General features: G+C 60.1%; 23 protein-coding genes. 12 read left to right on the plus strand and 11 right to left on the minus strand.

The window, feature by feature from the left end:
• Positions 1-51: 51 nt before the first annotated feature.
• Positions 52-1,002, minus strand: a complete 951-nt coding sequence (locus ACW9HW_RS17195) for a homoserine kinase (RefSeq protein WP_095194475.1) — start codon at positions 1,000-1,002, stop codon at positions 52-54.
• Positions 1,003-1,059: 57 nt separating this feature from the next.
• On the minus strand, positions 1,060-1,350 hold the full coding sequence (locus ACW9HW_RS17200) for a DUF2782 domain-containing protein (RefSeq protein ID WP_457400956.1): 291 nt from the start codon (positions 1,348-1,350) through the stop codon (positions 1,060-1,062).
• A 74-nt stretch (positions 1,351-1,424) separates the two neighbouring features.
• Between ACW9HW_RS17200 and polA the strand changes: the two genes are divergently transcribed.
• A complete protein-coding gene (gene polA / locus ACW9HW_RS17205; RefSeq protein ID WP_457400958.1) occupies positions 1,425-4,235 on the plus strand; it encodes a DNA polymerase I in 2,811 nt (936 codons plus the stop codon).
• A gap of 332 nt (positions 4,236-4,567) precedes the next feature.
• On the opposite strand, the gene yihA is transcribed toward polA, so the two are convergent.
• Positions 4,568-5,209 carry a ribosome biogenesis GTP-binding protein YihA/YsxC gene (gene yihA / locus ACW9HW_RS17210; RefSeq protein WP_095194478.1) on the minus strand — a complete coding sequence of 214 codons (642 nt, stop codon included), beginning with the start codon at positions 5,207-5,209 and terminating at the stop codon, positions 4,568-4,570.
• A 191-nt stretch (positions 5,210-5,400) separates the two neighbouring features.
• Here yihA and ACW9HW_RS17215 point away from each other — a divergent pair, with 191 nt between their 5' ends.
• The 7 genes from ACW9HW_RS17215 to ACW9HW_RS17245 all read left to right on the plus strand — a co-directional run bounded on the left by ACW9HW_RS17215 (position 5,401) and on the right by ACW9HW_RS17245 (position 12,744).
• Positions 5,401-5,691 carry a c-type cytochrome gene (locus ACW9HW_RS17215; RefSeq protein WP_019020904.1) on the plus strand — a complete coding sequence of 97 codons (291 nt, stop codon included), beginning with the start codon at positions 5,401-5,403 and terminating at the stop codon, positions 5,689-5,691.
• 45 nt (positions 5,692-5,736) lie between these two features.
• Positions 5,737-6,366 (plus strand): c-type cytochrome, encoded by a 630-nt coding sequence (locus tag ACW9HW_RS17220; protein WP_095194479.1) that lies wholly within the window; start codon positions 5,737-5,739, stop codon positions 6,364-6,366.
• A 200-nt stretch (positions 6,367-6,566) separates the two neighbouring features.
• Complete coding sequence (locus ACW9HW_RS17225) at positions 6,567-7,208, plus strand: thiol:disulfide interchange protein DsbA/DsbL (protein ID WP_095194481.1); 642 nt, start codon at positions 6,567-6,569, stop codon at positions 7,206-7,208.
• Positions 7,209-7,222: 14 nt separating this feature from the next.
• On the plus strand, positions 7,223-8,098 hold the full coding sequence (locus ACW9HW_RS17230) for an endonuclease/exonuclease/phosphatase family protein (protein WP_095194482.1): 876 nt from the start codon (positions 7,223-7,225) through the stop codon (positions 8,096-8,098).
• Positions 8,099-10,171 (plus strand): GGDEF domain-containing protein, encoded by a 2,073-nt coding sequence (locus tag ACW9HW_RS17235; RefSeq protein ID WP_457400962.1) that lies wholly within the window; start codon positions 8,099-8,101, stop codon positions 10,169-10,171.
• A 105-nt stretch (positions 10,172-10,276) separates the two neighbouring features.
• Positions 10,277-11,056 (plus strand): N-acetylmuramoyl-L-alanine amidase, encoded by a 780-nt coding sequence (locus tag ACW9HW_RS17240; RefSeq protein WP_457400964.1) that lies wholly within the window; start codon positions 10,277-10,279, stop codon positions 11,054-11,056.
• 77 nt (positions 11,057-11,133) lie between these two features.
• Positions 11,134-12,744, plus strand: coding sequence for an EAL domain-containing protein (locus ACW9HW_RS17245; RefSeq protein WP_095194485.1), 1,611 nt, complete (start codon positions 11,134-11,136; stop codon positions 12,742-12,744).
• A 6-nt stretch (positions 12,745-12,750) separates the two neighbouring features.
• On the opposite strand, the gene ACW9HW_RS17250 is transcribed toward ACW9HW_RS17245, so the two are convergent.
• Both ACW9HW_RS17250 and algB read right to left on the minus strand, forming a co-directional pair.
• On the minus strand, positions 12,751-14,541 hold the full coding sequence (locus ACW9HW_RS17250) for a KinB sensor domain-containing domain (RefSeq protein WP_095194486.1): 1,791 nt from the start codon (positions 14,539-14,541) through the stop codon (positions 12,751-12,753).
• A 10-nt stretch (positions 14,542-14,551) separates the two neighbouring features.
• On the minus strand, positions 14,552-15,898 hold the full coding sequence (algB, locus tag ACW9HW_RS17255) for a sigma-54-dependent response regulator transcription factor AlgB (RefSeq protein WP_095194487.1): 1,347 nt from the start codon (positions 15,896-15,898) through the stop codon (positions 14,552-14,554).
• A 435-nt stretch (positions 15,899-16,333) separates the two neighbouring features.
• Here algB and ACW9HW_RS17260 point away from each other — a divergent pair, with 435 nt between their 5' ends.
• From ACW9HW_RS17260 to ACW9HW_RS17275, 4 genes are all read left to right on the plus strand, one after another.
• Entirely contained in the window at positions 16,334-16,621 is a 288-nt protein-coding gene (locus ACW9HW_RS17260; protein WP_095194488.1) for a hypothetical protein, read from the plus strand.
• 72 nt (positions 16,622-16,693) lie between these two features.
• Positions 16,694-16,858, plus strand: a complete 165-nt coding sequence (locus tag ACW9HW_RS17265) for a DUF1328 domain-containing protein (RefSeq protein WP_003170804.1) — start codon at positions 16,694-16,696, stop codon at positions 16,856-16,858.
• An 872-nt stretch (positions 16,859-17,730) separates the two neighbouring features.
• Positions 17,731-19,062 carry a glutamate/aspartate:proton symporter GltP gene (gltP, locus tag ACW9HW_RS17270; protein WP_095194489.1) on the plus strand — a complete coding sequence of 444 codons (1,332 nt, stop codon included), beginning with the start codon at positions 17,731-17,733 and terminating at the stop codon, positions 19,060-19,062.
• Between the two features lie 220 nt (positions 19,063-19,282).
• Positions 19,283-20,512: a nucleoside recognition domain-containing protein gene (locus ACW9HW_RS17275; protein WP_095194491.1), complete on the plus strand. Its 1,230-nt coding sequence runs from the start codon at positions 19,283-19,285 to the stop codon at positions 20,510-20,512.
• A 116-nt stretch (positions 20,513-20,628) separates the two neighbouring features.
• On the opposite strand, the gene ACW9HW_RS17280 is transcribed toward ACW9HW_RS17275, so the two are convergent.
• From ACW9HW_RS17280 to ACW9HW_RS17305, 6 genes are all read right to left on the minus strand, one after another.
• Complete coding sequence (locus ACW9HW_RS17280) at positions 20,629-21,255, minus strand: ABC-type transport auxiliary lipoprotein family protein (RefSeq protein WP_457400968.1); 627 nt, start codon at positions 21,253-21,255, stop codon at positions 20,629-20,631.
• Positions 21,252-22,190: an MlaD family protein gene (locus ACW9HW_RS17285; RefSeq protein ID WP_095194493.1), complete on the minus strand. Its 939-nt coding sequence runs from the start codon at positions 22,188-22,190 to the stop codon at positions 21,252-21,254. Before ACW9HW_RS17285 ends, ACW9HW_RS17280 begins: the two co-directional genes overlap by 4 nt.
• A gap of 1 nt (position 22,191) precedes the next feature.
• Positions 22,192-22,995 carry an ABC transporter ATP-binding protein gene (locus ACW9HW_RS17290; RefSeq protein WP_095194494.1) on the minus strand — a complete coding sequence of 268 codons (804 nt, stop codon included), beginning with the start codon at positions 22,993-22,995 and terminating at the stop codon, positions 22,192-22,194.
• Positions 22,992-24,140, minus strand: coding sequence for an ABC transporter permease (locus ACW9HW_RS17295; protein ID WP_095194495.1), 1,149 nt, complete (start codon positions 24,138-24,140; stop codon positions 22,992-22,994). The genes ACW9HW_RS17290 and ACW9HW_RS17295 overlap by 4 nt, the downstream gene beginning before the upstream one ends.
• 55 nt (positions 24,141-24,195) lie before the next feature.
• Entirely contained in the window at positions 24,196-25,224 is a 1,029-nt protein-coding gene (locus tag ACW9HW_RS17300) for a DUF5924 family protein (RefSeq protein WP_095194496.1), read from the minus strand.
• A gap of 193 nt (positions 25,225-25,417) precedes the next feature.
• The gene (locus ACW9HW_RS17305; RefSeq protein WP_457400971.1) at positions 25,418-26,794 is read right to left on the minus strand and encodes a M16 family metallopeptidase; all 1,377 of its coding nucleotides are present in this window, start codon (positions 26,792-26,794) and stop codon (positions 25,418-25,420) included.
• Positions 26,795-26,890 lie beyond the last annotated feature (96 nt).

Consider the following 26,890-nt stretch of genomic DNA (forward strand, 5'->3'; position numbering starts at 1 on the left):
TTTTTTGGGGCCGCTTCGCTGCCCAGCGGGAGCAAGCTCCCTCGCCACTATTTAGAGGGCGAAAGGTAGCGGCGTGTTGACCGTCTGCCGCTGCGCCAATCGCTGTTGAAACTCCATCGGATCGTGAATCAGAACATCCTGTCCGGCAAATGACTCCGCCGCGATCAACCGCGACAGCCAGAAACGCACACACGCCACCCGCAACATCGTCGGCCACAACTCGGCTTCGGCCGCGGTGAACGGACGCAGTGCAGCATAAGCACCCAGCAACGCCCGCGCCCGTGGCCCGTCGATCAGGCCGTCATCGTCGGAGCACCAATCGTTCAGGGCAATCGCCACGTCGTAGAGCATCGGTCCCGAACACGCGTTGTAGAAGTCGATCAGGCCGGTCAGGTGCGTGCCTTCGAACATCGCGTTATCGCGGAACAAGTCGGCGTGGATATTCGCCCGAGGCAGCGCCAGAATTTTCTCTTTCTGCTGGGTGATTTCTTCCAGCGCCCGCTCCAGCAAGTCCTTCTGCTCGGCATTGAGGTGCGACAGAAACTGCGTGCCCTCCTCCAGCATCCAGTCCAGGCCTCGATCGGTCTTGCGCTTGATCATTTTGGCCTGGGTCGCCAGGTGCAGGTGCGCCAGCAACTCACCCACCTGCGCACAATGCTGTGCGTTGGCTTGCTTGATGTGTTTACCGGCCAGGCGCGGTTGCAACAGCGCTGGTTTGCCGGCCAATTCGCGTAGTGCAACGCCGTCGGTGGTGCGTAGGGCGTAGGGCACCGGCAGGTCGGCTTCGTGCAGTACGTCGAGCAATTCGATGAAGAACGGCATCTCCTGCACCGGGCCACGCTCGACCAGGGTCAGGACGAACTCGCCCTGCTCCAGGCTGATAAAGAAATTGGTGTTTTCGCTACCGGCGGCAATCCCCTGGAAATCAAGCAGGCGGCCAAGGCCATAAGGGGCGAGAAAGGTTTCCAGCTCGGGCCGAGCCAGGGGGGTGAACACAGACATGTTTTAACTGCCAGTACGGGCGCCGCTGTCGAGCCAGCGCCGATTGAAATTAAGAAACTACTTCCACTCAAAGATCTTCCACGACGGAATCAGCATATCCGGCTGATCCGAGCGGATGAAGTTACCGTCCGATCCATCGGCGCGCACCAGAAAATACGGTTTGCCGACACTCGGAGTGACCTGGATGGCGTACAGAAAGCCATTTTGGCGGTACTCCTTGATCGTATTGTCGCCTTCCGTGCGAATGGTGACTTCCGGTTCCGGCGATGGCGCATCGTCCGCCGCCATCGCGGCCAACGGAGTGATTGCAAACAACCCAGCCAGCAACAGGCGATTTAGTGTGCGCATGATAACCTTGTCCCTTTGTCGTCAACGGTCCCGCTATTCTAGCGCCGGACCCGCCGAAAAGGTTGATCCTGCTCATGAGCCAAGCCCCCCTCGTCCTGGTGGACGGTTCGTCTTACCTGTACCGCGCCTTTCACGCGCTGCCACCGCTGACCACCTCCAAAGGCCTGCCGACCGGTGCGGTCAAGGGCGTGTTGAACATGCTCAAGAGTCTGCGCAAGCAGTACCCGGACAGTCCGTTTGCCGTGGTGTTCGACGCCAAGGGTGGGACATTTCGCGATGAGATGTACGCCGAATACAAGGCTAATCGTCCGAGCATGCCCGACGACATGCGCGTGCAGATCGAGCCGTTGCATCAGAGCGTAATCGCCCTGGGCTTCCCGCTGCTGTGCGTTGAAGGCGTCGAAGCCGACGACGTGATCGGCACCCTGGCCCGCAGCAGCGCCGCCGCCGATCGCCCGGTGGTTATCTCCACGGGCGACAAGGACATGGCGCAACTGGTCGACGGCCACATTACCTTGGTCAATACCATGACCGGTAGCAGCATGGACGTGGAGGGCGTGAAGGAGAAATTCGGCGTCGCTCCGGAGCAGATCATCGATTATCTGGCGCTCATGGGCGACTCTTCCGACAACATTCCGGGGGTTCCGGGAATCGGTCCGAAAACCGCCTCCGGTCTGCTGGTCGGTGTGAATGGCGGCCTGACCGAGCTCTACGCGCAGCTCGATATCGTCCCGACCCTGCCGATCCGCGGCGCCAAGACTCTGCCGGCCAAGCTCGAAGAGCACAAGGAGATGGCGTTCCTTTCCTACCAGCTGGCGACGATCAAGGTCGATGTGCCGTTGGAGATCGGCCTCGATGACCTGCAAATGGGTCCTGAAGATCCAGTCAAACTCACCGAGCTCTACAACCTGCTCGAATTCAAGAGCTGGCTGAATGATCTGCAACGGGACGCCAAGCGCATTGAGCTGAGCACTGCCGCTGAGCCTGAGCCGGTCGTCGATCTGTTCAGCGCCGCCGAAGCCGAAGCCGAAACACCGGTTTTAACGTCTGAAACCCGATACGAGACCCTCCTCGATCAGACGCGATTCGACGTCTGGCTGGAGAAACTGAACAACGCCACGTTGTTCGCCTTCGACACCGAAACCACTGGCATCGACGCACAACAGGCGCAACTGGTGGGTTTGTCGTTTGCCGTGCAGGCCAACGAAGCGGCCTACATTCCATTGACCCATTCCTACATCGGCGTGCCGGAGCAGCTGGACCGCGACACCGTCCTGCTTGCCCTGAAGCCGATTCTGGAAGACCCGAACAAACTCAAGGTCGGCCAGCACGCCAAGTTCGACATGAACATCCTGGCCAACTGCGCCATCGGTGGCGATCAGGCCAACGGCATCACCGTGCGCGGAGTCGCTTTCGACACCATGCTCGAGTCCTATGTGCTCAACTCCACGGCCACCCGCCATGACATGGACAGCCTCGCGCTGAAGTATCTGGACCACACCACGGTGAGTTTCCAGGACATTGCCGGCAAAGGCGTCAAACAGCTGACCTTCGATCAAATCGCCCTGGAGCAGGCGGGCCCGTATGCCGCCGAAGACGCCGACGTCACCCTGCGTCTGCATCAGGCGCTGTTCGAGAAACTCACCGCCATCCCGAGCCTGGCAAGCGTGCTGACCGACATCGAAATCCCGTTGGTGCCGGTGCTGGCGCGTATCGAACGCCAAGGCGCGTTCGTCGATGCCGCACTGCTCGGGGTGCAAAGCATTGAACTGGGCGACAAGATGGTGGCGCTGGAGCGTGAAGCCTTCGAGATCGCCGGCGAGGAGTTCAACCTCGGTTCGCCCAAGCAACTTGGCGTCATCCTTTATGAGAAGCTCGGTCTGCCGGTACTGAAGAAAACCGCCAAGGGCCAGCCATCCACTGCCGAAGAAGTGCTGGCCAAACTGGCCGAGGACGACTACCGGCTGCCCAAGGTGCTGATGGAATACCGTTCCATGAGCAAGCTGAAAAGCACCTACACCGACCGTTTGCCGGAGCAGATCAACCCACGCACCGGACGCATCCACACCTCGTACCACCAGGCGGTAGCGTCTACAGGGCGCCTGTCTTCCAGTGATCCGAACCTGCAGAACATCCCGGTGCGCACCGCTGAAGGGCGTCGCATCCGCCAGGCCTTCGTGGCCCCGACCGGTTACAAATTGCTGGCGGCGGACTATTCGCAGATCGAACTGCGGATCATGGCGCACCTTTCCCGGGACGAAGGCCTGATGAACGCCTTCCGCCACAATCTGGACGTACACACCGCCACTGCTGCCGAGGTGTTCAAAGTCGAATTGGCGGACGTGACCTCCGACCAGCGCCGCAGCGCCAAGGCGATCAACTTCGGCCTGATCTACGGCATGGGCGCACAGAAGCTTGGCAAAGACATCGGCGTCGATACCAAGACCGCCAAGGCTTACATCGATACTTACTTCGCCCGTTATCCGGGTGTGCGCGAGTACATGGACCGCACCCGCGCCCAGGCAGCGGAGCAGGGTTATGTGGAAACCTTTTTCGGGCGCCGGCTGTATCTGCCGGAGATCAACTCCAACAAACCGCAAGAGCGTGCGGCCGCCGAACGCACGGCGATCAACGCGCCGATGCAGGGCACCGCAGCGGACATCATCAAGAAAGCCATGGTGGCGGTGGACAACTGGCTGGCGTCTTCGGGCCTCGATGCCAAGGTCATCCTCCAGGTGCACGATGAATTGGTGCTTGAGGTGCGTGAAGATCTGGTCGACCAGGTCCGCGATGAAATTCGCGTCCACATGAGCGGTGCGGCGAAACTGGATGTTCCGCTGCTGGTCGAAGTGGGTGTAGGTAACAACTGGGATGAGGCTCACTGAGCCCATCAAGATGAGGGTTTTGCTGCGGCATAGTGCCGCGGCAGAACAAGTAGAGAGCGCTTAGTCCGGAAAATGCTTGGAGTTATTCCAAACGTATTTGAAAAAAATCTGAACTAGTCCGGGAATCGCTACTCAGAGTTACTGAATGGCTGGTGAAGCCCTTCGATGCTCCTATGTTGTGTTAAGTGTTGGCAGATATCTGGACCCCGCCCTAGCGGTCTAGAACTTGAACCCCGGAACTTCCCCCTCCCCATAGAAGTCCGGGGTTTTTTTTGCCTTAAAACTGGCTGTGACGCGCTTTTGCCTTGCCTCAGCGCGTCACAGCCAGTTTTTTATTCGGCCACCTCGGCACCCTTGTCCGCCAGTTCCATCCAGCCTGCCAATACAGTGTAGGCGTCTTCCAGGCCCATGCGTTTCGGTGCCGAAAAAAGCTGAATCGTCACGCTGTCGCCCCAGCCCTTGCGGATTTCCGACTGAACCTTGAGCAGCGTGTTCTTCGCCGCGCCGTAAGTCAGCTTGTCCGCCTTGGTCAGCAGAATGTGCATTGGCATGCCGCTCGCCACGGCCCAGTCGAGCATCAGCAGGTCGAAATCAGTCATTGGATGACGGATATCCATCATCAGAATCAGCCCCTTCAGGCTCTCGCGACTGCCCAGGTACGCTTCCAGGTGACGCTGCCAGTGTTGCTTGAGCGGGATAGGGACTTTTGCGTAACCGTAACCCGGCAGGTCGACCAGACGACGTTCATCGTCTAGCTTGAAGAAGTTCAACAGCTGTGTGCGTCCCGGTGTTTTCGAGGTACGCGCCAGGCTGGCATGGGTCAAGGTGTTGAGCGCACTGGACTTGCCGGCGTTGGAACGCCCGGCGAAGGCGACTTCAAAACCTTCGTCGTCCGGACATTGGTCGACTTTGGCGGCGCTGAGCATGAAGGTGGACTGTTGGCACAGACCGAGGATGGGATTCTTGAGTTGCATGGGATTTCCGATGTGGGCGGCGCCGGGAATGGGCGCGGCAAGCAGTGTCGCTTCCGTTTCAGTGACGCCAGTATATAATGCCGCAGATTTTGTGTGCGCTTTGTCCCAGCGTAGGATGAAGTTCACGAGAGCGACAGACCTTGATTGCGCACTAGAACGCAGCACGCTCTCAACCCTGAAAAGGTCGTTTTATGACGAAATGGCTGCTAGCCGCCGGTGTCTTGATGCCGCTTTACAGCGCTCAGGCTACACAGGATCCGGAAGCTGTGTACAACCGTGTTTGTGGTGCCTGTCATTCCGGCCAACTACCCATGGCGCCCAGAAGAGGCGATCAGGAAGCTTGGACGCCGAGGTTGGCGAAAGGTATGGAGACGCTGGTGCAACACGTGACCCAGGGTTTCAAGGCGATGCCGCCGCGTGGTTTGTGCATGGACTGCAGTGCCGAGGATTACCGAGCCATCATCCAGTGGATGAGCGAGTAAACCCGGTCCATAACTCTTAACCCTTAGCCGTAGTTGGATTAGCTGATGAACAAATTGATCGTGAGTCTGCTGTTGACCGTGGGAATCTCCGGCATTGCCCATGCTGCAGGTGAGCCAGTAAAACCTGGTGACGCCGCCGCAGGCCAGGCAAAAGCCGCCGTATGTGGCGCCTGTCATGGCCCGGATGGCAACAGCATGGCGCCAAACTTTCCAAAACTGGCGGGGCAAGGTGAACGCTACCTGACCAAGCAGCTGCACGACATCAAGTCGGGCAAGCGCACCGTTCTGGAAATGACCGGTCTGCTGACCAATCTCAGCGATCAGGACCTGGCGGACATCTCCGCCTACTTCGCCAGCCAGAAAGGCAGCGTTGGCGCCGCCGACCCGAAAATCGTGGCTCGCGGTGAAGCGCTGTTCCGTGGCGGTGATCTGGCCAAGGGTCTGCCATCCTGCACCGGCTGCCACTCGCCAAACGGTACAGGCAACGCCGCAGCCGGCTTCCCGCACCTGGGTGGCCAGCACGCTCAATACATTGCCAAGCAGCTGACCGACTTCCGCAAGGAAGAAGGTGGTCGGGCCAACGACGGCGATACCAAACCGATGCAGAGCATTGCCAAAAAGCTGAGCGACGAAGACATCGCCGCAGTGTCGAGCTACATTCAAGGCCTGCACTAAGGCCGGCGAATCGAGCGTTGCGCGAGGCATACAACGCTTGCAACGTTAACGCTCGATTAATCCGTCGCAGCAAGTATAAAAAGGGTGGCTTTGGCCGCCCTTTTTTGTGGCCGCTGCCGTTACACTACAGAACTCAGACCCGCCATGACCTGTCTGAAAACAGGTCGCGCGAGGCGATAAAATTTGTCCAGGAGTAAAGCATGCGTAATCTGATCATCAGCGCCGCACTCGTCGCTGCCAGCCTGTTCGGCATGACTGCCCAGGCTGCCGAAGCCCCCGCCGCCCCTTACGTCGAACTGAGCAATCCGGTTCCGGTCGCCGTTCCGGGCAAGATCGAAGTGGTGGAGCTGTTCTGGTACGGCTGCCCGCACTGCTACGCCTTCGAGCCAGTGATCAATCCCTGGGTCGAGAAGCTGCCTTCCGACGTGAACTTCGTCCGTATCCCCGCCATGTTCGGCGGCCCGTGGAACGCACACGGCCAGATGTTCCTGACCCTGGAAGCCATGGGTGTCGAGCAGAAGGTCCACGCTGCGGTGTTCGAAGCCATTCAGAAAGAGCACAAAAAGCTGACCGACAAGAATGACATGGCGGACTTCCTGGCCACCCAGGGCGTCGACAAGGACAAGTTCCTGGCCACCTTCGACTCTTTCGCCATCAAGGGTCAGATCGCCAAGGCCACCGACCTGGCCAAGAAATATGAAATCTCCGGTGTTCCAACCTTGATCGTCAACGGCAAATATCGCTTTGACGTGGGCTCTGCCGGCGGCGCCGAGCAAGCCCTGCAATTGGCTGACAAACTGATCGACAAAGAGCGAGCGGCTAACAAGGCTGCCGCCAACTAAGGGCAGCACCCGCCATGCGCCGCTGGGGAACTGAACGCATCGTTGGCCTGCACGATCCGCGGGTCAACGAGCATCATCTGGAGTCGACGGGCCTGCCCGAAGACAGCCGTTTGCGCCTGCTCAGTTTCAATATCCAGGTCGGCATCAGTACCGAACGCTATCGGCATTACCTGACCCGGGGCTGGCAACACCTGTTGCCGCACACCGGGCGCGCCGACAATCTGCAGAAAATCGGCAACCTGCTGGGGGACTTCGATCTGGTCGCCTTGCAGGAAGCCGATGGCGGCAGCCTGCGTTCAGGCTACGTCAATCAGGTCGAACATCTGGCCCAGCTCGGCGCCTTCCCCTACTGGTATCAACAGCTCAATCGCAATCTCGGACACCTCGGCCAGCACAGCAATGGCGTGCTCAGCCGCTTGCGCCCGTGGGCGATCGAAGACCATCCGCTGCCAGGGCCGAAAGGTCGCGGAGCGATCCTGGTGCGCTTCGGCGAAGGTCCGGAAGCGCTGGTGGTGGTCATGATGCACCTGGCGCTGGGCGCGCGAGCCCGCAGCATGCAATTGGCGTACATCCGCGAAGTGATTGGCGGTTATAAGCATCAAGTGCTGATGGGTGATATGAACACCCATGCCAGCGACTTGCTGCAACACTCGCCATTGCGAGATCTGGGCCTGCTTGCACCGCAACTGGAAGCGACATTCCCCAGCTGGCGCCCACAGCGCTGCCTGGACCACATCCTGCTGAGCCCTACCCTGACCCTTGAAAAGGTCGAGGTGCTGGCCCAACCCATTTCCGATCACCTGCCGGTCGCGGTAGAGATTCGTCTGCCGGGTTCGCTCACGGCCGATGCATTGCCCGCGTTGAGTCCTGCCCCCACGCGGAACCCCTGAATGAGCGACGAAGCACAGCGCTGGAAAGAGAAGTACCTCAAAAGCATCGAACAACAGGAAAAGCTCGAACGTCGCTGGGACGCCCGCCTCGACTTGCTGCGTCGCGGACTGGTACGCAGCACCCTGGCAGCAGAAGGCACCGACCGCGCCGTAGACCAGTGCATGAAGGAAATGCGCGAAGTCGTGCGCACCGATGACATGGACGCCGGTCTGGCCGCCCTGCTTCCACGCCTGGAAAAAGCCGTGCTCGACTCCGAGCAGCGTCGTGAAACCCGAGTGAACCAGACCAGCGCGGCATTGACCGCACTGGTGACTCAGCTGCAAACATTGCCGCTGCCCCGGGAAGTCAGCCGACCGCTGAAGAACTTCGCCAAACAGCTCGATAGCCGCGTCAGCCAGGCTCGCGAGATTCCTTTGCTGCTCAGTGAACTGAGCGGCTTGCAAGGCAAAGCCTTGAGCCAGGTGGAAAGCCCTGCAGAACCCGGACGCCCTGGTCTGTTGCAACGGTTGTTCGGTCACCGGGACACTGAAGATGCAATAACGCCGCTCGTCCCTGTCGCCGGGCAAGGCGCCATTGCAACGCCTGTCGAAGCGATCCCGGCGCCGATGGCCGCGTCATCGCCCGCAACCACCGAACCCGCACCCGCACCCGCACCCGCACCCGCCATCGATGAACCACGCATCGAAGTTTCGCACCCGACCATCGCGGCCGCCCAGCCACAAGCTGTACAGGCATTATCCGAGACGCCCGAACCTCCTGCTGCCCCTGCAACTGCTGCACCTGCCCTCGATCCGCAGCAAGCGCCCGATTTGCTCCCCGAGACGCATGCCCGACCGGATGAAGCCGACGAAATACCATTACCCGTCGAGACACCCGCGCCTCAGATCGAGCCGGCAATCAATCCCGACGAACTTACGCATGCAGCGCTTCCCGATTCCCCGCCACGGCCTACAGCCCTGGCACCCGGCGAGCCGGAATTGCCCGGCCATGACATGCTCTATGCGCTGCCGGACTCCCCCGAGCCGTCCTATAGCTCGGTGGCCAAGCACATTGAAGACACTCTGCTGGGGCTGCTCGACGATCTGACACTCCCCGAACGGCACCGCCCGCAAGCCGAATCGATGCGTGATCGCCTGAAAAACGGCTTGAACTGGTACGAATTGCTGCCGATCCTCGACGATCTGGCGACTTTGATGCTGGCGATCTCGGACAGTGGCCAGCATGAATTCGAAGCGTACCTTCAACATCTCAACGAACGCCTCGAGTCGTTCCAGAGCAATCTGCAAGCCGCCAGCGCGGGTCATGCCGACAGCCGTTCCGCGGCAGAGGCCATGGATACGCAGATCCGCGAACAGGTCGACGGCCTGCAGACCCGCATGCATGAAGCGGCCGACCTGGAGGGGCTCAAGCATGTTCTGGAGAACCACCTCGAGGGCCTGCTCGGCACCATGGACCAGCACCGCAGGCAGCGCGATGAACGCGAGCAAGAGGTCGCAGCCCGTCTGCACAGTCTGGCCGAACGGGTGGCGCACATGGAGCAGGAAGCCCTGGGCTTTCGCGAACACCTCGAAGAACAGCGCCAGAAAGCATTGATCGACCCGCTGACCGGGCTGCCCAACCGCGCAGCCTGGAGCGAACGGCTTGACCATGAAATCAGCCAATGGCAGCAACACGGTAACACGCTGATGCTGGCCATGCTTGACCTGGATCACTTCAAACGCATCAACGATAGCTACGGTCACCTGGCAGGTGACAAAGTGCTGAAGATCATTGCCACCGTGTTGCGCAAGCGCCTGCGCGGGACGGACTTCATTGCCCGGTTTGGCGGCGAAGAATTTGTCCTGCTGCTGCCGTCTACGGTGCCGGCGGCCGGCATGAAACTGCTGGAACACCTGCGCGCTTCGATCGAAGCTTGCCCATTCCACTTCAAGGGTGAGCGGGTAACGATCACTATTTCGATGGGCCTGACAGCATTCAAACCTGACGAACACAGTGATCTGGCGCTCAAAAGAGCCGATCAGGCGCTCTATAGAGCTAAAAATGCGGGCCGCAACCGAGTGGAGCTGGGCTAGGGGACAGGCTGAGGGCTAATTGTTCCATTTTGTTCAATTGCCCTCCCTACACCAGGCATTACGTTACACTGTTGCATTACTGTCCAGTGTGTATTGCCTCCTGCCATGAAATTTATCGCTCTCATTGTGTCGCTGCTGCTCTTGGCCGGTTGCGCCAGCGGCCCCCGCTTCGACACCAATCATCCTTCCGCCAATCATGACAGCCGCATCCAGTTCGTGGTGCTGCACTACACCTCCGCCTCGATGGAGCGCTCGCTGCAACTGCTGACCCATGGCGAAGTCAGCGCCCATTACCTGATCGGCGACGACAAGAAGGCGACCATCTACAAACTGATGGATGAAAACATGCGGGCCTGGCATGCCGGCGAAAGCCAATGGCAAGGCCGGACCTGGATGAACTCCAGCTCCCTGGGCATCGAAATCGTCAATCCGGGCTTCAAGGACACGCCCACCGGGCGCCTCTGGTACCCCTACAGCGAAGCGCAGGTCCAGTCCTTGATCGTCCTGCTCAAGGACATCAGCAAACGCTACGTCATCAGCCCTCGCAGCATCGTCGGCCATAGCGACATTGCGCCGCTGCGCAAGCTCGATCCGGGCCCGCTGTTTCCATGGAAGCGTCTGGCGGCGGAAGGTATCGGCATCTGGCCGAACGAGCAGGCCGTGGCGCGACAGCAGGTACAGTTTGAAGCACAGCTGCCGAGCATCAGCTGGTACCAGGCACAACTGGCCCGCGTCGGTTATGAAACACCGCAGACCGGCGAACTGGATGTCGCCACGCGCCATGTGATCGCCGCCTTCCAGATGCATTTCCGCCCATCGCGCTTCGACGGTACACCGGATGCGCAAACGGCGGCGCTACTACAGGTTTTGAACCAGACAAAATAATGACGCCCGCCCGACGGTCAGCGCTTTTTTCCAATCAGCAGCTATAACTCATTGGTAATTCTTCGGATATTGCCCTAATGACTGTTGCTAGAGAGACATTCCGTAGTTGGTTCTATCGCCCCTGGTTTCTGGCGATACTGGCGGCTGTCCTGAGTGCAACACTACTGATGACCGGCAGCCTGTTCATCGCCCTGCATCAAGTCGAACAGAGCGAAAGCCAGGAAATGAATGCGCAGGGCGAACGCTTCCTCGCCCGGCTGGAGCAGTTGTTCGGGCAATTGCGCGAAAGCCTTGACGATCTGGAAGCCCAACCGCTGCGCACCTGCAATGAGGAGATGGTCGCGACCCTGCAGCAGGTCAGTTTCAATTATCGTTTCGTCTACGAAGCCGCCTACATGGATGCCCCACGGATCTGTACCAATCGTCCACGCAAGGAAGCGTTGTCGCTGATACGACCACCTGACATCCAGGGTCCCACCTACAGCTACTGGCTGAACACCACCACCGAACCCGATGAAAACCGTGCCGTACTGATGCTCGGGCGCGGCAATTTCCGGGTCGCGACGTCCCGCGGGCATCTGACCGATATGGTCGACCTGTCGCCGGGAAGCAGCCTGCTGGTGGTACTCGACCACGGTACTCGGGCGATTCCGGTACTGGGTGTGTCGCAAGCCTGGCCGCCAAAAATGTGGCCGCCGAAAAGCCGGGATGCGCTGCAAGTCACTCAGTCGCGTCTGATTTACCGCATGCCCACCGACAACCCGGAATACCAACTGGTGTTGATCAGCCCCCGCGGCGGCCCCCATATACCGCCGGTGTGGTGGTGGTTGTTGCCGGTCTGCGTGGGATTGGCCTTATGCGTGGGTTTTCTGGTGTTTCTGCTGGTGCGCCAGCGGCAGTCCCTGGACGCCGAGCTGACCGGCGCCATACGCCGGGGCGAATTGCAGGTGCTGTATCAACCGATCTTCGACCTCGACAGCCGTAACTGCGTCGGCGCCGAGGCCTTGCTGCGCTGGCGCCGGCCGGATGGGACCCTGACCAGCCCTGACCTGTTCATTCCAATGGCGGAGAACACCGGGCAGATCCGCCAGATGACCGACTTCGTCCTGCAACGCTTGCTGGAACAACTGGGGCAATTGCTGCGAGCCAATCCGCAGCTGTACATCTCGGTCAACCTGGCGGCGTGTGACGTGATGGTGCCGCGAATCGGCCAGGTGATGGCACGCCTGCTGACCCTGCATCGTGTTGCCGCCAAACAGATTGCCTTTGAGGTTACCGAACGCGGGCTGATCGATGTGGTGGTGGCCCGGGAAAATCTGCAAGCCTTACGCGATGTCGGGCATCAGGTGCTGATCGATGACTTTGGCACCGGCTATTGCAGCCTTGCGTATCTGCAAACCCTGCCGGTGGATTGCCTGAAAATCGACAAAGCCTTTATCGATGCGCTGGGCCATGACGCAGCTAGTAGCGGTGTGGCTCCACACATCATCCACATGGCGCAATCACTGCACCTGAAGGTTATTGCCGAAGGCATTGAGCATGAAGCGCAGGCAGCGCTACTGAGCAGTGAAGGTGTGAAGTTTGGCCAGGGCTGGTTGTTCGCCCATGCATTGAGTGCTGTGCAGTTCATCGAACTGATTACCCGTGGTCGCCGACTGGCCAGCCGACGCCTGGACGACGAAGCGTAAAGTGCACTACACCGTCAACGCCATGTAGAACTGCGTGCCCTGCCCTGGCCGCGAATAGACGCCCATCCGTCCGCCGTGCAATTGCACGATCTCCTTGCACAGCGCCAGACCCAGCCCGGCCCCGCCTTTCTTGCGGCCGACTTGTACAAAGGGCTCGAAGATCCGTCCCTGCTGTCCGTAGGCAATGCCTTCGCCGTTATCTTCAACGCTGATGATCACCCGCTCGCCATGACGCCGGGCCTGCAAGCGTATGAGGCCACCCGAGGCGGTATGGCGCAGGGCATTGTCGATCAGGTTGTCGAGCACCCGATCCAATTGCGGCTGATCGGCCTGCAGGCGCGGCAATGGCCCCTGCACTTCCACCAACAATTCGATGCCTTTCTCCTCGGCGCCACTGGTAAAGCGTAGCTGCGCCTGCTCGAGCAAATCCTCGATGGAGCACGGCGCCAAGGTGAGTTTCTGCAAACCGTTCTGGTAACGGGAGAAATTCAGCAAGTCGTTGATCAGCTGCATCAGGCGCTGCATTTCTTCGTTCACCGTATCCAGCAGATCGGCTTCACGGGAGTCCGGGGCAAAATGTGCGCGTTCGCGGAACAGGCCAAATGCCATGTGCATGCCGGTCACCGGCGTCCGTAGCTCATGGGAGGCGCGTAACACGAACTCGCTGCGCACCCGCTCGAATGCGCGTTGCTCGGTGACGTCATGCAGCACCATGACCGCACCGAGAATTTGCCCTTGGGTATGAATGACCGGCGTCAAGCTGTAGGTCAGCAACCGCGCCTCGCCATCGACCTCGATGCTCAAATCCTCCGGCGCTCGCTCCAGCGTGCCGCCGCGCAGCACCAGTTGCAGCTGTTCATCGAGTTCGGGACGCTGCAATGCCGCGCCCAACCCCAGGCCAACCCGTTCGTCGTCCCAGCCCAACTGGCGCTGCGCCACCGGGTTGAGGTGCTCCAGGTGACCCTGGCGATCGATCATCAGCAAGCCGTCGTCGATACTGTCGAGCACCGCCAGCAGCCGCTGCTGACCGGCAAGCAGTTCATCGACGTTGGTGGCCTGATGTTCACGCAGCGCCTCGGCCATGATTCCGAAGCGTTTGGTCAGCTGGTTCAGCTCAATCGCCGAGGAGACCGGCAGGGTGACGTCGAAATTGCCCTGGCCGATGTTATCCGCCGCCTGCGCCAGGGCCTCGATGGGCTCGCCGAAACGCCGGGCGATGGCATGGGCCGTCACAAAGCCAATGATCAACACGGCCAGCCCGACCAGACCCAGCAGGCCAGCGATCAGCAATGCACGTTCACGGGCCTGCCGCTCGATTTGCGTGATGTCATCCAGCGCACGCTTGTGTTCGGTGATCAGACCATTTCGCAGGGCGTTGAATTTTTCGGTGAGTTCGTCGCCGCCGCTCAGCACACGTGTCGGGTCAGGCGAAACTTCATATGCCTTGATAAAGCTCAGGTAGTCAGCCTTGGCTTTCTTGAAACCGTATTCGCTGCCGATGCTCGCCGGCTCCTGGGCGATCCCCTCTTCCAGCAATTCGAAGTAACGCTGTTTGGATGCTTCGAAGGCCGCAGAATCCGGTTGATCGCTGAGCATGATGATCAACTGGTCACCCAGCGCCTGGCGCAGCTTGAGCCCGATATCGAGGGCGACGAAGTTGTTGCGTACCAGTGCTTCCTGGCTCCCGGCCATCTGCATCACGCTGACCAGCCCCAGCAACAGCCCGAGCAGCGCAACGGTGATCAGTGCGGAAATACTCAGGAACAGCCGGGTCCGCAACTTCATCGCCAGTTTCATCGCTGGCGGCTCACAAATTGTACTGCTTGCGTTTGCGATACAGCGTGGACGCATCGATACCCAGCGTCTTGGCGGCTTGATCCAGCGTGCCGGCGGTGGCGAGAACCGCGCCGATATGGGCTTTCTCCAGTTCATCAAGGCTCAGGGCAGCGCCAATGCGCGGAGCATTGTTGACCGGTGCTTCCGCCATGCCCAAGTGACTGATCTCTACCCGCTCCTGCGGGCAAATGATGCTCGCCCGCTCCACCACGTTGCGAAGCTCACGAATATTCCCCGGCCAGCGATACCCCAGCAACGCTTCGCGGGCCTCATCACTGAAACCCCGGGCCGGGCGGGCGTACTCTTTGACGAAGCGCGCCAGAAAGCGGTCGGCGAGATTAAGGATGTCTTCCCTGCGCTCGCGCAGCGGTGGCAGGTGCAAAGTGATGACGTTCAGGCGATAGAGCAGGTCTTCGCGAAAACGTCCGTCGCGAACCATGTCTTCGAGGTTCTGGTTGGTGGCCGCGAGAATGCGCACATCGGCGCGGCGGGTGACCGGATCGCCCACACGCTCGTACTCTTTGTCCTGAATAAATCGCAGTAACTTTGGTTGTAAAACCAACGGAAAATCGCCGATTTCGTCGAGAAACAGCGTGCCGCCATCCGCCTGGTTGACCCGACCCAAGGTACTTTCACTGGCCCCTGTGAACGCTCCGCGACTATGGCCGAACAGTTCGCTTTCCATGAGTTCGGCTGTCAGCGACGGGCAGTTGATGGTGATGCAGGACTTCTTCGCCCGCTTGCTCCAGCCGTGAATGGCTTGAGACAGCTCGCCTTTACCCGTGCCGGACTCGCCGAGAATCAGGATATTGGCATCGGTGCTGGCCACCTGACGGGCCGTTTCCAGCACGACTTTCATCGCCGGGCTATGGGAATCCAGGCCGTCCTTGGGTTTGCGCACCTCGCCTTCCAGAGCTTCCAGGCGCGCCGACAATTGCCGCACTTCAAGCTGCTTGGCAGTGGCCAGCCGCAATTGGTCGGGGCTGCACGGCTTGACCAGATAATCGGCAGCACCGGCCTGAATGGCGTCGACGGCCGTATCCACCGCCGAGTGCGCGGTGACGATTACCACACGCATCCAGGGCGCTTGAATGCGCATCTGGGCCAATACATCGAGGCCGTTATCTTCACCCAGGCGCAGATCGAGGAAGCACAGGTCGAAGACCTGGCGTTGCAGCAACGCGTCGGCTTGCGCGGCGCTGTTGGCAGTCGCCACGCTGTAGCCTTCATCTTCGAGGCAATAGCGGAAGGTTCGCAGGATGGCGGACTCATCATCCACCAGAAGAATACGGCCTTGATGCTCAGTGGCTGATTCCATTTTCCTACGCTCCATAATGAATGTTCTTGGTTTAGTCCCGGAAAAATCGGGCAAGTTGCATGGTTCATTCTGATCCATTCCCGTCATGGCAGGGTAGTTATCTACTGCCCCACCGGTTTTCGCCTGATTTCGTATTCCTTTTATAGACAGCTTCTGCTCAGACGATGAATCACGTCTTTTTCTGACAGCTACGCCCTCCTCTCAATTCCAAAAATATTGCAATAACCGTCAGCCGATCGTGCATTACGCACGACCGTGAAAAGCTCCATCGTGCAGGATGCGTCCGAAAGGACTTGCGACACCATCATAACCAATTGATATATAAGTATTTTTTTACGAAAAAAATCTGGCACGCAGGCTGCAATGTCGTGAGTAACGCAGGGCAACCAACAAATCGCCCTCAACCCGACTACCCCGAGTGGGAGGAGCTTCAGGATGAATCGCCAACGTGCCACCCCATTGCTGCTCTCGCCACTGCATCTCCAGCAAGGCGTGTTCGCCGTGTTGGCGCTGCTGATCACCTTGATCGGCGGCCAGCAGTTTGTGCGCTGGGAGCAAAGCCAACAGCAAGAAGGGCCAAGCGTGTCGTTTCAGCACCCGACCCAAACCCACTTCAGCGCCGCCAGCAACGGTATGGCCGACAGCAGTTCGATGCGAATGATGGACGTCGACCAACACCAGGCGATGGATGAAATGCCTCGCCAGGAGCGCTGGGTGTTCTAAGTACACACACTTGGCGCGCTCAAAGCGCCGGGAAACGCAGCACCTCTAAATAGAAGCGTAAGGAGAATCACCATGTTGAGCTGGGCAATCACATTCTTGATCATTGCCATTGTCGCCGCCGTATTGGGCTTCGGTGGTATCGCGGGCACCGCCACGGGTATCGCCAAGATTCTCTTTGTCGTGTTCCTGGTGATGTTTATTGCTTCCTTCTTCTTTGGCCGTCGAGGTCGAGGCTGAACATAATCGTTGGTAGAGACACTGGCAGCCGCCCTACTGTTGGGCGGTGCCGCCCCGGGTTCTAGCGGGCAGGCACACTCCGATTCCTTGGCAGACCGCACCACGGTACGCAGGAATGGTTGATGGAGCAGCCCGAAAAGGACCCGGACAAGTACGGAATTCAGATATACGAGAGAAGCCATCGCTTCTTCCCCTGCGCCTACCCGAGGAAGGCCGGCGCATGACCAAGGGGTCGGGACGTTCTGCCTGTTTCAGGGGCGGAGTGACCTACGGGTACAGGGAGTACCTGCGCAAGGGCCGGGTCAGGAAAAGCTGCGTCGCAAGTTCGCCGGTCAACCACGACTCGACGGACTTGCGAAGGGCTTCACGTGCAAAGTGTTGAACTAGAGCGATCCCTTCGTTTTCACCCCCTCCCCTCGATAATCCCTCTGCTCTTCCCCGAAAAATACTTTTCCCGGTGTTTCGCCAGCGACCGTATATCGAGAAAAATTGCCTGCCTTTCGCCGTAAATCTTTCCCGCGCCCTGTGGGATTTTCCCGAAAACACCCTTCCATTCGACTGATCAAAAAACACTCAATCTGCGCTGTGATGGCCGGTTCACGGCACTTTTGCCTGCCGAAATGTCATATTCGAACCGTTTGCGACGTCGCTTTCAGTGAAAAAACCTCATGCCGATTCGGCATAGGGTAGGCGTTTACGGCATTAGACGTCGCTTCCTTGCATCGGAATAGTTGCGCCTTTTTTCGCCTGCCAGAGAGCCATCAACAAGCGCTCCGGGGCTCCTTATACGGGGGCAGATGCACACGACTTTTTCGCCACAAGCGTTCCAGTTCGCGCATCTGCCCGAGTCAAACTGAAGTAAGGGTAAAGATATGAAGAAGGCAAAGCTTAGCCTCGCCTGGCAGATCCTCATCGGTCTGGTCTTGGGGATTGCAATCGGTGCGCTGCTCAACCATTTCAGTGCCGAGAAAGCCTGGTGGATCAGCAACGTTCTGCAACCGGCAGGCGATATCTTTATCCGTCTGATCAAGATGATCGTGATCCCGATCGTGATCTCCTCCCTGATCGTCGGCATCGCCGGCGTCGGTGATGCGAAGAAGCTCGGCAGCATCGGCCTGAAAACCATCATTTACTTCGAAATCGTCACCACCATCGCCATCGTCGTCGGCCTGCTGTTGGCCAACCTGTTCCATCCGGGTGCGGGCATCGACATGAGCACCCTGGGTACCGTGGACATCTCCAAGTACCAGGCGACGGCGGCTGAGGTTCAGCATGAACACGCGTTCATCGAAACGATCCTCAACCTGATCCCGTCCAACATCTTCGCGGCCATGGCCCGCGGCGAAATGCTGCCGATCATCTTCTTCTCGGTGCTGTTCGGCCTCGGTCTGTCGAGCCTCAAGCCTGAGCTGCGCGATCCGCTGGTAACGATGTTCCAGGGCGTCTCGGAAAGCATGTTCAAGGTCACTCACATGATCATGAACTACGCCCCGATCGGCGTTTTCGCACTGATCGCGGTGACGGTGGCCAACTTCGGCTTCGCATCCTTGCTGCCGCTGGCGAAACTGGTGATCCTGGTTTACGTCGCCATCGCTTTCTTCGCCTTCGTGGTCCTGGGCCTGATCGCTCGCCTGTTCGGCTTCTCGGTGATCAAGCTGATGCGCATTTTCAAGGATGAGCTGGTACTGGCCTACTCCACCGCCTCCTCCGAAACCGTGCTGCCGCGCGTGATCGAGAAGATGGAAGCCTACGGTGCGCCGAAAGCCATTTGCAGCTTTGTGGTGCCGACCGGTTACTCGTTCAACCTCGACGGTTCGACCCTGTACCAAAGTATCGCGGCCATCTTCATTGCTCAGCTGTACGGCATCGACCTGTCGATCAGCCAGCAACTGTTGCTGGTCCTGACCCTGATGGTCACCTCCAAAGGCATCGCTGGTGTACCGGGCGTGTCCTTCGTGGTGCTGCTGGCCACCCTGGGTAGCGTGGGTATCCCGTTGGAAGGCCTGGCCTTCATCGCCGGTGTCGACCGCATCATGGACATGGCCCGTACCGCGCTGAACGTGATTGGCAACGCCTTGGCCGTGCTGGTCATCGCTCGCTGGGAAGGCATGTACGACGATGCCAAGGGCCAGCGCTACTGGAATTCCCTGCCGCACTGGCGCAGCAAAGAAAAGCTGCCGGTGGGTGAGGTTTCCACCAACTGATAGCGGAACCCTGTGGAGTCTTGCTTTTATGTGGGAGCCAGCCTGCTGGCGATAGCGGTGTATCAAACAACAGAGATGTTGAATGTGCCGGCCTCATCGCCAGCAGGCTGGCTCCCACAGTGACCCGAGCAAGCCACACAAACAAACCCCGGAGAAATCCGGGGTTTGTCGTTTCTGGCCACCCCGCTATCATTCGCGCATCTTTTGGGGGATTTGACTGATGCTTAATGGCCTGTGGCTTGGCTTCTTCATCGTGGCCGCCGTATCGGCGCTGGCGCAATGGCTGATCGGCGGCAACGCCGGGATCTTCGCGGCGATGGTGGAAAGCATTTTCGCCATGGCCAAATTGTCGGTCGAGGTCATGGTCCTGCTGTTCGGCACCCTCACCCTCTGGCTGGGTTTTCTGCGGATTGCCGAGAAAGCCGGGATCGTCGAAAGGCTGGCCAAGGCCCTCGGCCCGCTGTTTCTGCGGTTAATGCCTGAAGTGCCGGCCGGTCACCCGGCCATCGGCCTGATCACTCTGAACTTCGCCGCCAACGGCCTGGGCCTGGACAATGCCGCCACGCCGATCGGCCTCAAGGCCATGAAGGCCCTGCAGGAACTCAACCCCAGTGACACCATCGCCAGCAACGCGCAGATCCTGTTCCTGGTGCTCAACGCCTCCTCCCTGACCCTGCTGCCGGTGACGATTTTCATGTACCGCGCCCAGCAAGGCGCGCCCGATCCGACGCTGGTGTTCCTGCCGATTCTGCTGGCCACCAGTTGCTCGACCATCGTCGGCTTCCTGGCCGTGGCGTTCATGCAACGCCTGCGTGTCTGGGACCCGGTGGTGTTGGCGTACATCATTCCCGGTGCCCTCATCCTTGGCGGTTTCATGGCGTTGCTGGCGACGCTTTCTGCCACCGCCCTGGCCAGTTTGTCGTCGATCCTCGGCAATCTGACGCTATTTGGGATCATCATGCTGTTTCTGGTGATTGGCGCGTTGCGCAAAGTGAAGGTCTATGAGGCGTTCGTCGAAGGTGCCAAAGAGGGTTTCGACGTCGCGAAGAACCTGCTGCCGTATCTGGTGGCGATGCTCTGCGCCGTAGGCGTGCTGCGGGCGTCCGGGGCACTGGATTTCGGCCTGGACGGGATTCGTCACCTGGTTGAATGGGCGGGCTGGGACACGCGCTTCGTCGACGCGTTGCCGACGGCGATGGTCAAGCCATTCTCCGGCAGTGCCGCCCGGGCGATGCTGATCGAAACCATGAAAACATCGGGGGTGGACAGCTTCCCGGCACTGGTAGCGGCGACGATCCAGGGCAGTACCGAAACCACATTCTATGTGCTGGCCGTTTACTTCGGCGCGGTGGGCATCCAGCGCGCGCGGCATGCGGTGGGGTGTGCGTTGTTGGCGGAGTTGGCGGGCGTCCTGGGCGCTATCGGCGTCTGCTACTGGTTCTTCGGCTAAACCCAAAACATTGTGGGAGCGAGCCTGCTCGCGAAAGCGGTGTGTCATTCAGTATTGATGTTGTCTGACAGTACGCCTTCGCGAGCAGGCTCGCTCCCACAGGGGCCTCGGCGGCTTCAAGGCCGTGGTGGTGGCGCCAGTTTCTGCCCTTGATCAACTACCCAAGCCACAACCTGCGCCGTCAGCTGATCATTGGCCTGGCCGAACCCGCTGACGACGGCAGGCACCTTCACATCGCCCAATGGCTGGCGCACTTCAAAGCGGCGGCTGGCAAGGATGCGCTGGTCATAGCCGCGCACCAGCAGCGCATCCATCCGCACGACAACGCTGGCGGCGGTGCCTTGATACTCCGTCTGGAACGCCTGCAGATTGCCGCCCAATTCCAGGTCTGCCAGGAAGTTGCTGTCGTCGGTGCTGAGCAACGTCACCCGGCCATCGCGCTGAAAACCATCCAGCAGACGATTGCGCAGCAGCACCGGTGCCGGGTCGCTCCAGCGCGAGCCCTTGTAGCTGCTGATCACATCGCCCTGGGGGATGACGGCAATGTTCGGGCTGTTCAACGCCTCGCTGGCCTGGGGTTTGTTCAGGCGCAGCGACCAGCGCTGCGGCGTGTCATGGCTGGCCGATACACTGCTTTGCGCCGACGGCAATCGATAGACATCGAACGGCTCGGACTCGGGCAGGATCGAGCATGAGCTGATCAGCGTAAAGCCGGCGAGGAGGGCGAGGGCGGTCAGCTTCATGGGGTGAATTCCTTGTTCTTGTCACTGCCCAGCAGGTAGCCGCTGGGGTTGGCCTCCAGGCGTTGCGAAATAGTGCGTAGCGAGGTCAGGGTTTCCCGCAGCTCGCGCACCGCCGGGGCCAGGCCATTGAGGCCCTGCATCCCGCTGTTGAGCGAATCCTGATTGGCGCTGAGCAGTTTGTTGATCGTCGCGCTGCTCTGTTCCAGCGACTTCATGGCCTGTTCAGCGCTGCCGAACATCTGCTTGCCCTGATCGTTGAGCAAACCGTTGGCGTTGCGCATCAGCGCCGAGGTCTGTTCCATCATGGTGCTGGCCTGCTTGCCGACAGAAGCCAGTTGCTGCATGGCCAGGCGCAGGTCGCCGCGCTGCTCGGCGATGGTGCCGGTGGTTTGCTCCAGATGCTCGAGAGTCTTGCTGATGCGTTCGATGTTTTCCGTCGAGAACATCAGATTGGCGTTGTGCATCAGCATGTTCACGCCGGACATCAGGTCGTTGCTGTCGTTGAGCAGACGGGCGATGGGCGAGGGTGAAGCGACGATCACCGGCAGCTTGCCGTCCTTGCCCTTGAGCGTCGGACTTTGCGGTGTGCCGCCACTGAGCTGGATGATCGACGTCCCGGTGACCCCGGTCAGCGCCAGCTTGGCCTGGGTGTCTTCCTTGACCGGCGTATCGCCGCCCAGACGGATCCGCGCCAGCACCCGGCGCGGGTCTTCCGGGTCCAGGCGCAGCAACACCACGTCGCCGACCTTGATCCCGCTGTATTGCACGGAGCTGCCCTTGGACAAGCCGCTGACCGCCTCGTTGAACACGACTTCGTAGTCCTTGAATTCGGTGTCGACGCTGGACTTGGCCAGCCACAGGCCGAAGAGCAGGGCGCCTGTCACCACAATCACGGTGAACAGGCCGATCAATACATGATGGGCTCGGGTTTCCATGTCAGACCTCGTTGAGCTGTTGAGCGGCCGTCAGCGCCGCGCGGCCGCGAGGGCCGTGGAAGTATTCGTGAATCCAGGCGTCGTCGGTTTCCGAGACCACGTCGATGGCATCGGCCACCAGCACTTTCTTCTGCGCCAGCACCGCCACGCGATCGGTGATGGTGTAGAGCGTGTCGAGGTCGTGGGTCACCAGAAAAACGCTCAGGCCCAGGGCGTCACGCAGGGTCAGGATCAATTGATCGAACGCGGCAGCACCAATCGGATCGAGGCCGGCGGTGGGTTCGTCGAGAAACAGGATGTCCGGGTCCAGTGCCAATGCCCGCGCCAGCGCCGCACGCTTGATCATCCCGCCAGACAGGGAGGCGGGGTATTTGTCCGCCGCCGACAGCGGCAACCCGGCGAGGGCCATCTTGACCGCAGCCAGGTGTTCGGCATCGTCACGGCTCAGCCCGGCATGCTCGATCAAGGGAAGGGCAACGTTCTCGGTCACCGTCAATGAAGAGAACAGGGCGCCTTTCTGAAACAGCACGCCGAAGCGCCGTTCGACCAGGGACCGCTCATGCTCGGACAGCGTCGGCAGGTTTTTACCAAACACTTTCACCACGCCCTCGCTGGGCTGGCGCAAGCCGACGATGCTGCGCAACAGCACCGATTTGCCACTGCCGGAGCCACCGACCACGGCCAGGATCTCGCCCCTGTACAAATCCAGGTCGAGGTTCTCATGCACGCTCTGGTGGCCGAAGCGATTGCACAGGCCACGGACTTCGATCACCGCCTCTGCAGGCGCTCGGGGTACACGGCTCACCAGCTCATCTCCATGAAAAACAGCGCGGCCACGGCATCGAGCACGATCACCACGAAAATCGACTGCACCACGCTGGAGGTGGTGTGCGCACCGACGGACTCGGCGCTGCCGCTGACCTTGAAACCTTCCAGGCAACCAATCGCGGCGATCAGGAAGGCAAAGATCGGCGCTTTGACGATCCCCACCAGAAAGTGCTGTACGCCGATGTCCGATTGCAGCAGCGACAGAAACATCGCCGGGGAAATATCCAACGATATCGCGCAGACCACACCGCCGCCGACGATCCCTGACAGCATCGCCAGAAAGGTCAGCATCGGCAGTGCGATCAGCAGGGCCAGAACGCGCGGCACCACCAGCAACTCCATCGGGTCGAGACCCAGGGTGCGGATGGCGTCGATTTCTTCGTTGGCCTTCATCGAACCGATCTGCGCGGTGAACGCACTGGCGGTACGCCCAGCCATCAGGATGGCGGTCAGCAGCACGCCGAATTCGCGCAGGAAGGAGAACGCCACCAGGTCCACGGTGAACACCGTCGCACCGAAACTGGCCAACACCGTCGCCCCGAGAAACGCCACCACGGCACCCACCAGAAAAGTCAGCAGGGCGACGATGGGGGCGGCGTCCAGGCCGGTCTGCTCGATGTGCGCGACCATCGGGGTGATGCGCCAGCGTTTCGGGCGAAACAGGCCGCGAAGGATGGTTTCCAGAATCAGGCCGACGAAACCCAGCAGTTGCAGGGTGTCCTGCCAAACGGTGTCCACCGCGCGGCCAATACGGGTCAGCAGTTGAATGCCGACACTGATTTCCGGCTCTTTGATCGGCACACAGAAATCGGTCAGGGAGCGATAGACCGTTTGCAGCAACGCGCGGTCGGCGGCCGAAAGGGTGCAATCGGGGTGTTCGGCGGATCGCCCCAGCCGTTCGGAGCCCAGCAGTTCCACCAGCAACGAGGCACCCGCCGTGTCGAGGGCGCCGAGGCCATTGAGGTCGATATGGGTGCTGTCGTCGTACTGGCCTTCGAGCTTTTCGCTCAAGTGCTTGAGGTCGGCGTAATGGGCGAGCGTCCAGTCCCCCGTCACCCGGATCCGGGTCGGGGAGTGCGAGGTGTCCAGTTGGGCATTGCCGGCCACTGTGCTGCTGGTCATAAGCTCCGTGCTTTTTCGGCTATTTACGCAGACCTACGTAATAGCACGAACTGTCTTACTTTTCTTTGATCGGTGTGCTGTCGGTGATCTTGAAGCGCAGTACCCCGATCAACTGACCGTCTTCGGTCAGCACCCGGACCTGCCATTTGCCCGCCGGGTTGCCGGGGAAGTTCTGCTTGTGGGTCCAGGCGCGATAGCCTTCCTTGCGGCCACCGTGAATATCCAGCGCGATGCGATCGACCTCTTTGCCGTTGAACTGCCAGACATGATAAATCCGCTCGTCGAGGCCGCGCGGAGCATTGATCGCGGTATAGGCATACAACCCGTCGCCACGGATCTGCTCGGCGCTGACTTCTTCCAGACTCTTGCCGGGCGTGCGGTCCTGCATTTGCGTGCTGATGGCCACTTCGGTCATCCACAGCGTCGCCGGCGGTACCCACGAACGCAGCACCCAGCCCACGCCACCGATGCCTACGGTGATACTGAGGATCGCCACGGCGTTGCGCACGGTGCGGATCGGGAAGATCGAAGCGAGGCTCGGGAATGACAACAGCACCGCGATGCCCAGCGCCCACTTGAAACTTTGTGAGGTGGTCAGGTGCATGATCACCGGTAACGCGGTGAGCAGGGCGGCAAACAGGGTCAGCGTATGCAACGCCAGGAACGCCCAGCGCCGCGGCGCCAGCCACTTGTAGTAGAGCGGGTCGACGATGGAGATCAATGCCGCGATACCCAACAGCCCGGTGAAGAACAGTTGGCCGCTGTTCCAGGTGGTGGTGATGAAAAAGAACGGCAGGACGAAGAACAGGCTTTCCTGATGGATCATCTGCGTTGCATAACGCAGCAGGGGCTGGGGAATTTCCCGCTTGAAGATTTTGGTGAACAGCTTGGTCAGGCTGTTTTCCAGCATCAGCCAGACCCAGCTGATCAGCATGATGGTGGTGATCCAGCTCGCCAGCCCCTGTTGCCGATCCACCAGGATGAAGCTGCCGACCCCGGAAATAAAGCCACCGAGCGCAATGACCCCGGGGTAGCGCTTCATCAGTTCGAGGATGCGCTGTACGAAAAGGGTCAGGGTCGGCATTCGGCGGTTCACAGTCGTCGTAGGAAAAATCCTCGACAGGGTACCGCTGGCGGGGCGGTGTGGCGAGGGGCCACAGCCGGTTGACGTGCGAAACTTGTGGGAGCGAGCCTGCTCGCGAAGAGGTCGGCAGATCCCGCATTGATATCGCCTGCTTTGCCGCCTTCGCGAGCAGGCTCGCTCCCACAAGGATCTCTTACTTTCTGCGATGAAAGCGCCAGGCCGCCAGACTGAGTACGATCAATCCCAGTAATCCGGCCATCACCCACAACAACTGATCATCACTGAGCAACGGCTTTTCAACCCGGACATACCCCGGTTGCAGGAGCAATTCGCGCATCGCCTTGTTGGCTTCTGCCAGAGTCACCGCTTGCAGCTCCTTGGCCGGATTGGCGAAACGGCCGTCCTCGTAGTCCCCAAGGGCGCTCCAGTAGTAATCGGCCAGCGCGCTGTTGCCTTGCACGGCCCAGGCCTGGCGGGCGATGGCGGCCTGTTTGAGGCGGTTGAAGGTCTCGGCATTCAGACCGTCCTTGAGCAACCCGGCCTTCATTTCATCCAGCACCTTTTGCGCTTCGACCACGTCATCGCGCTCCAGATCGGCGTTGAGGCTCATGAAGCCCACACCGCCGAACACCTCACGCTCGGCCCACGGGCCGTAGGACAAACCGTGCGCCAGGCGCAGCTGGCGATACAGCGCCCAGTCCAGATAATCCTTGAGCAGGTCGAAGGTTTGGTCGTGCTGATCCTCCAATACCGGTTCCGGTACCAGCCAATGCAGCTTGGCCCCACCGCCTACAAAGCCGCGGGTCAGGTTGCGTTCATGGGCGGCACTGGCCTGGATTTGCGGCAGCGGCGGGTGGCCCGTCGGTTCGACAGGCTTGAGCACGCCATACGCCCGCTCCAGATAAGCCGGCAGCAAGCGGTCAAGATCACCGACCACGATCAACGTCATATTGTTGGGCGCGTACCAATCCTTGCGCACCTTCTCCAGTTGTTCGCGAGTCAGTTGATCGACTTCCGCACGTTCAGGGCACTTGAGACCCAGCTCGACGGCCAGTTGCTTGCTCGCGGTATGCCCCAGATCCTGGCGATCCAGCCAACGCTGCAAATGCGTGTAGTGGCCGCCGTCTTCGCGCTCGACCACTTGCTTGGCGGCGTTGATGGCGTTGTCGTCGAAGCGGGTCTGGGTCAGCAGCGCCAGCAGCAGGTCGAGGACTTTGCGCTGGTTTTTGGCCGGGGCTTCGATCACGAAGGTGGTGTCGGCATTGCTGGTAAAGGCGTTCCATTCGCCCCCCAGGGCTTGCATGCGTTCTTCCAGGCCGCCTTCGCCGCTGGCGTCGATGCCGCTGAACAGCAAGTGTTCAAGCAAGTGCGGCAACTCTTTCTCGGCGCAGCCGAAATCATCGATACCCACGCCGACCACCAGGCGAATCGCCACATGCCCGCGTTCGGTGCCGGGCTTGAGCAGCAATTGCAGGCCGTTACGCAGGGTGTAGCCCTCGACCTGGAAGCGATCCAGGGCTAGCGACGGTAATGAGCCAAGCAACAGACAGGCGAACAACAGGCAACGCATAACGAGCTTCCATACGGCTGATTGGAGATCCATGTCGTCAGTCAGGCCGTCTTCGCGAGCAGGCTCGCTCCCACATGGTTTTGTGAACCCTGCAAA

The organism is Pseudomonas sp. SDO5532_S415 (assembly GCF_054071155.1).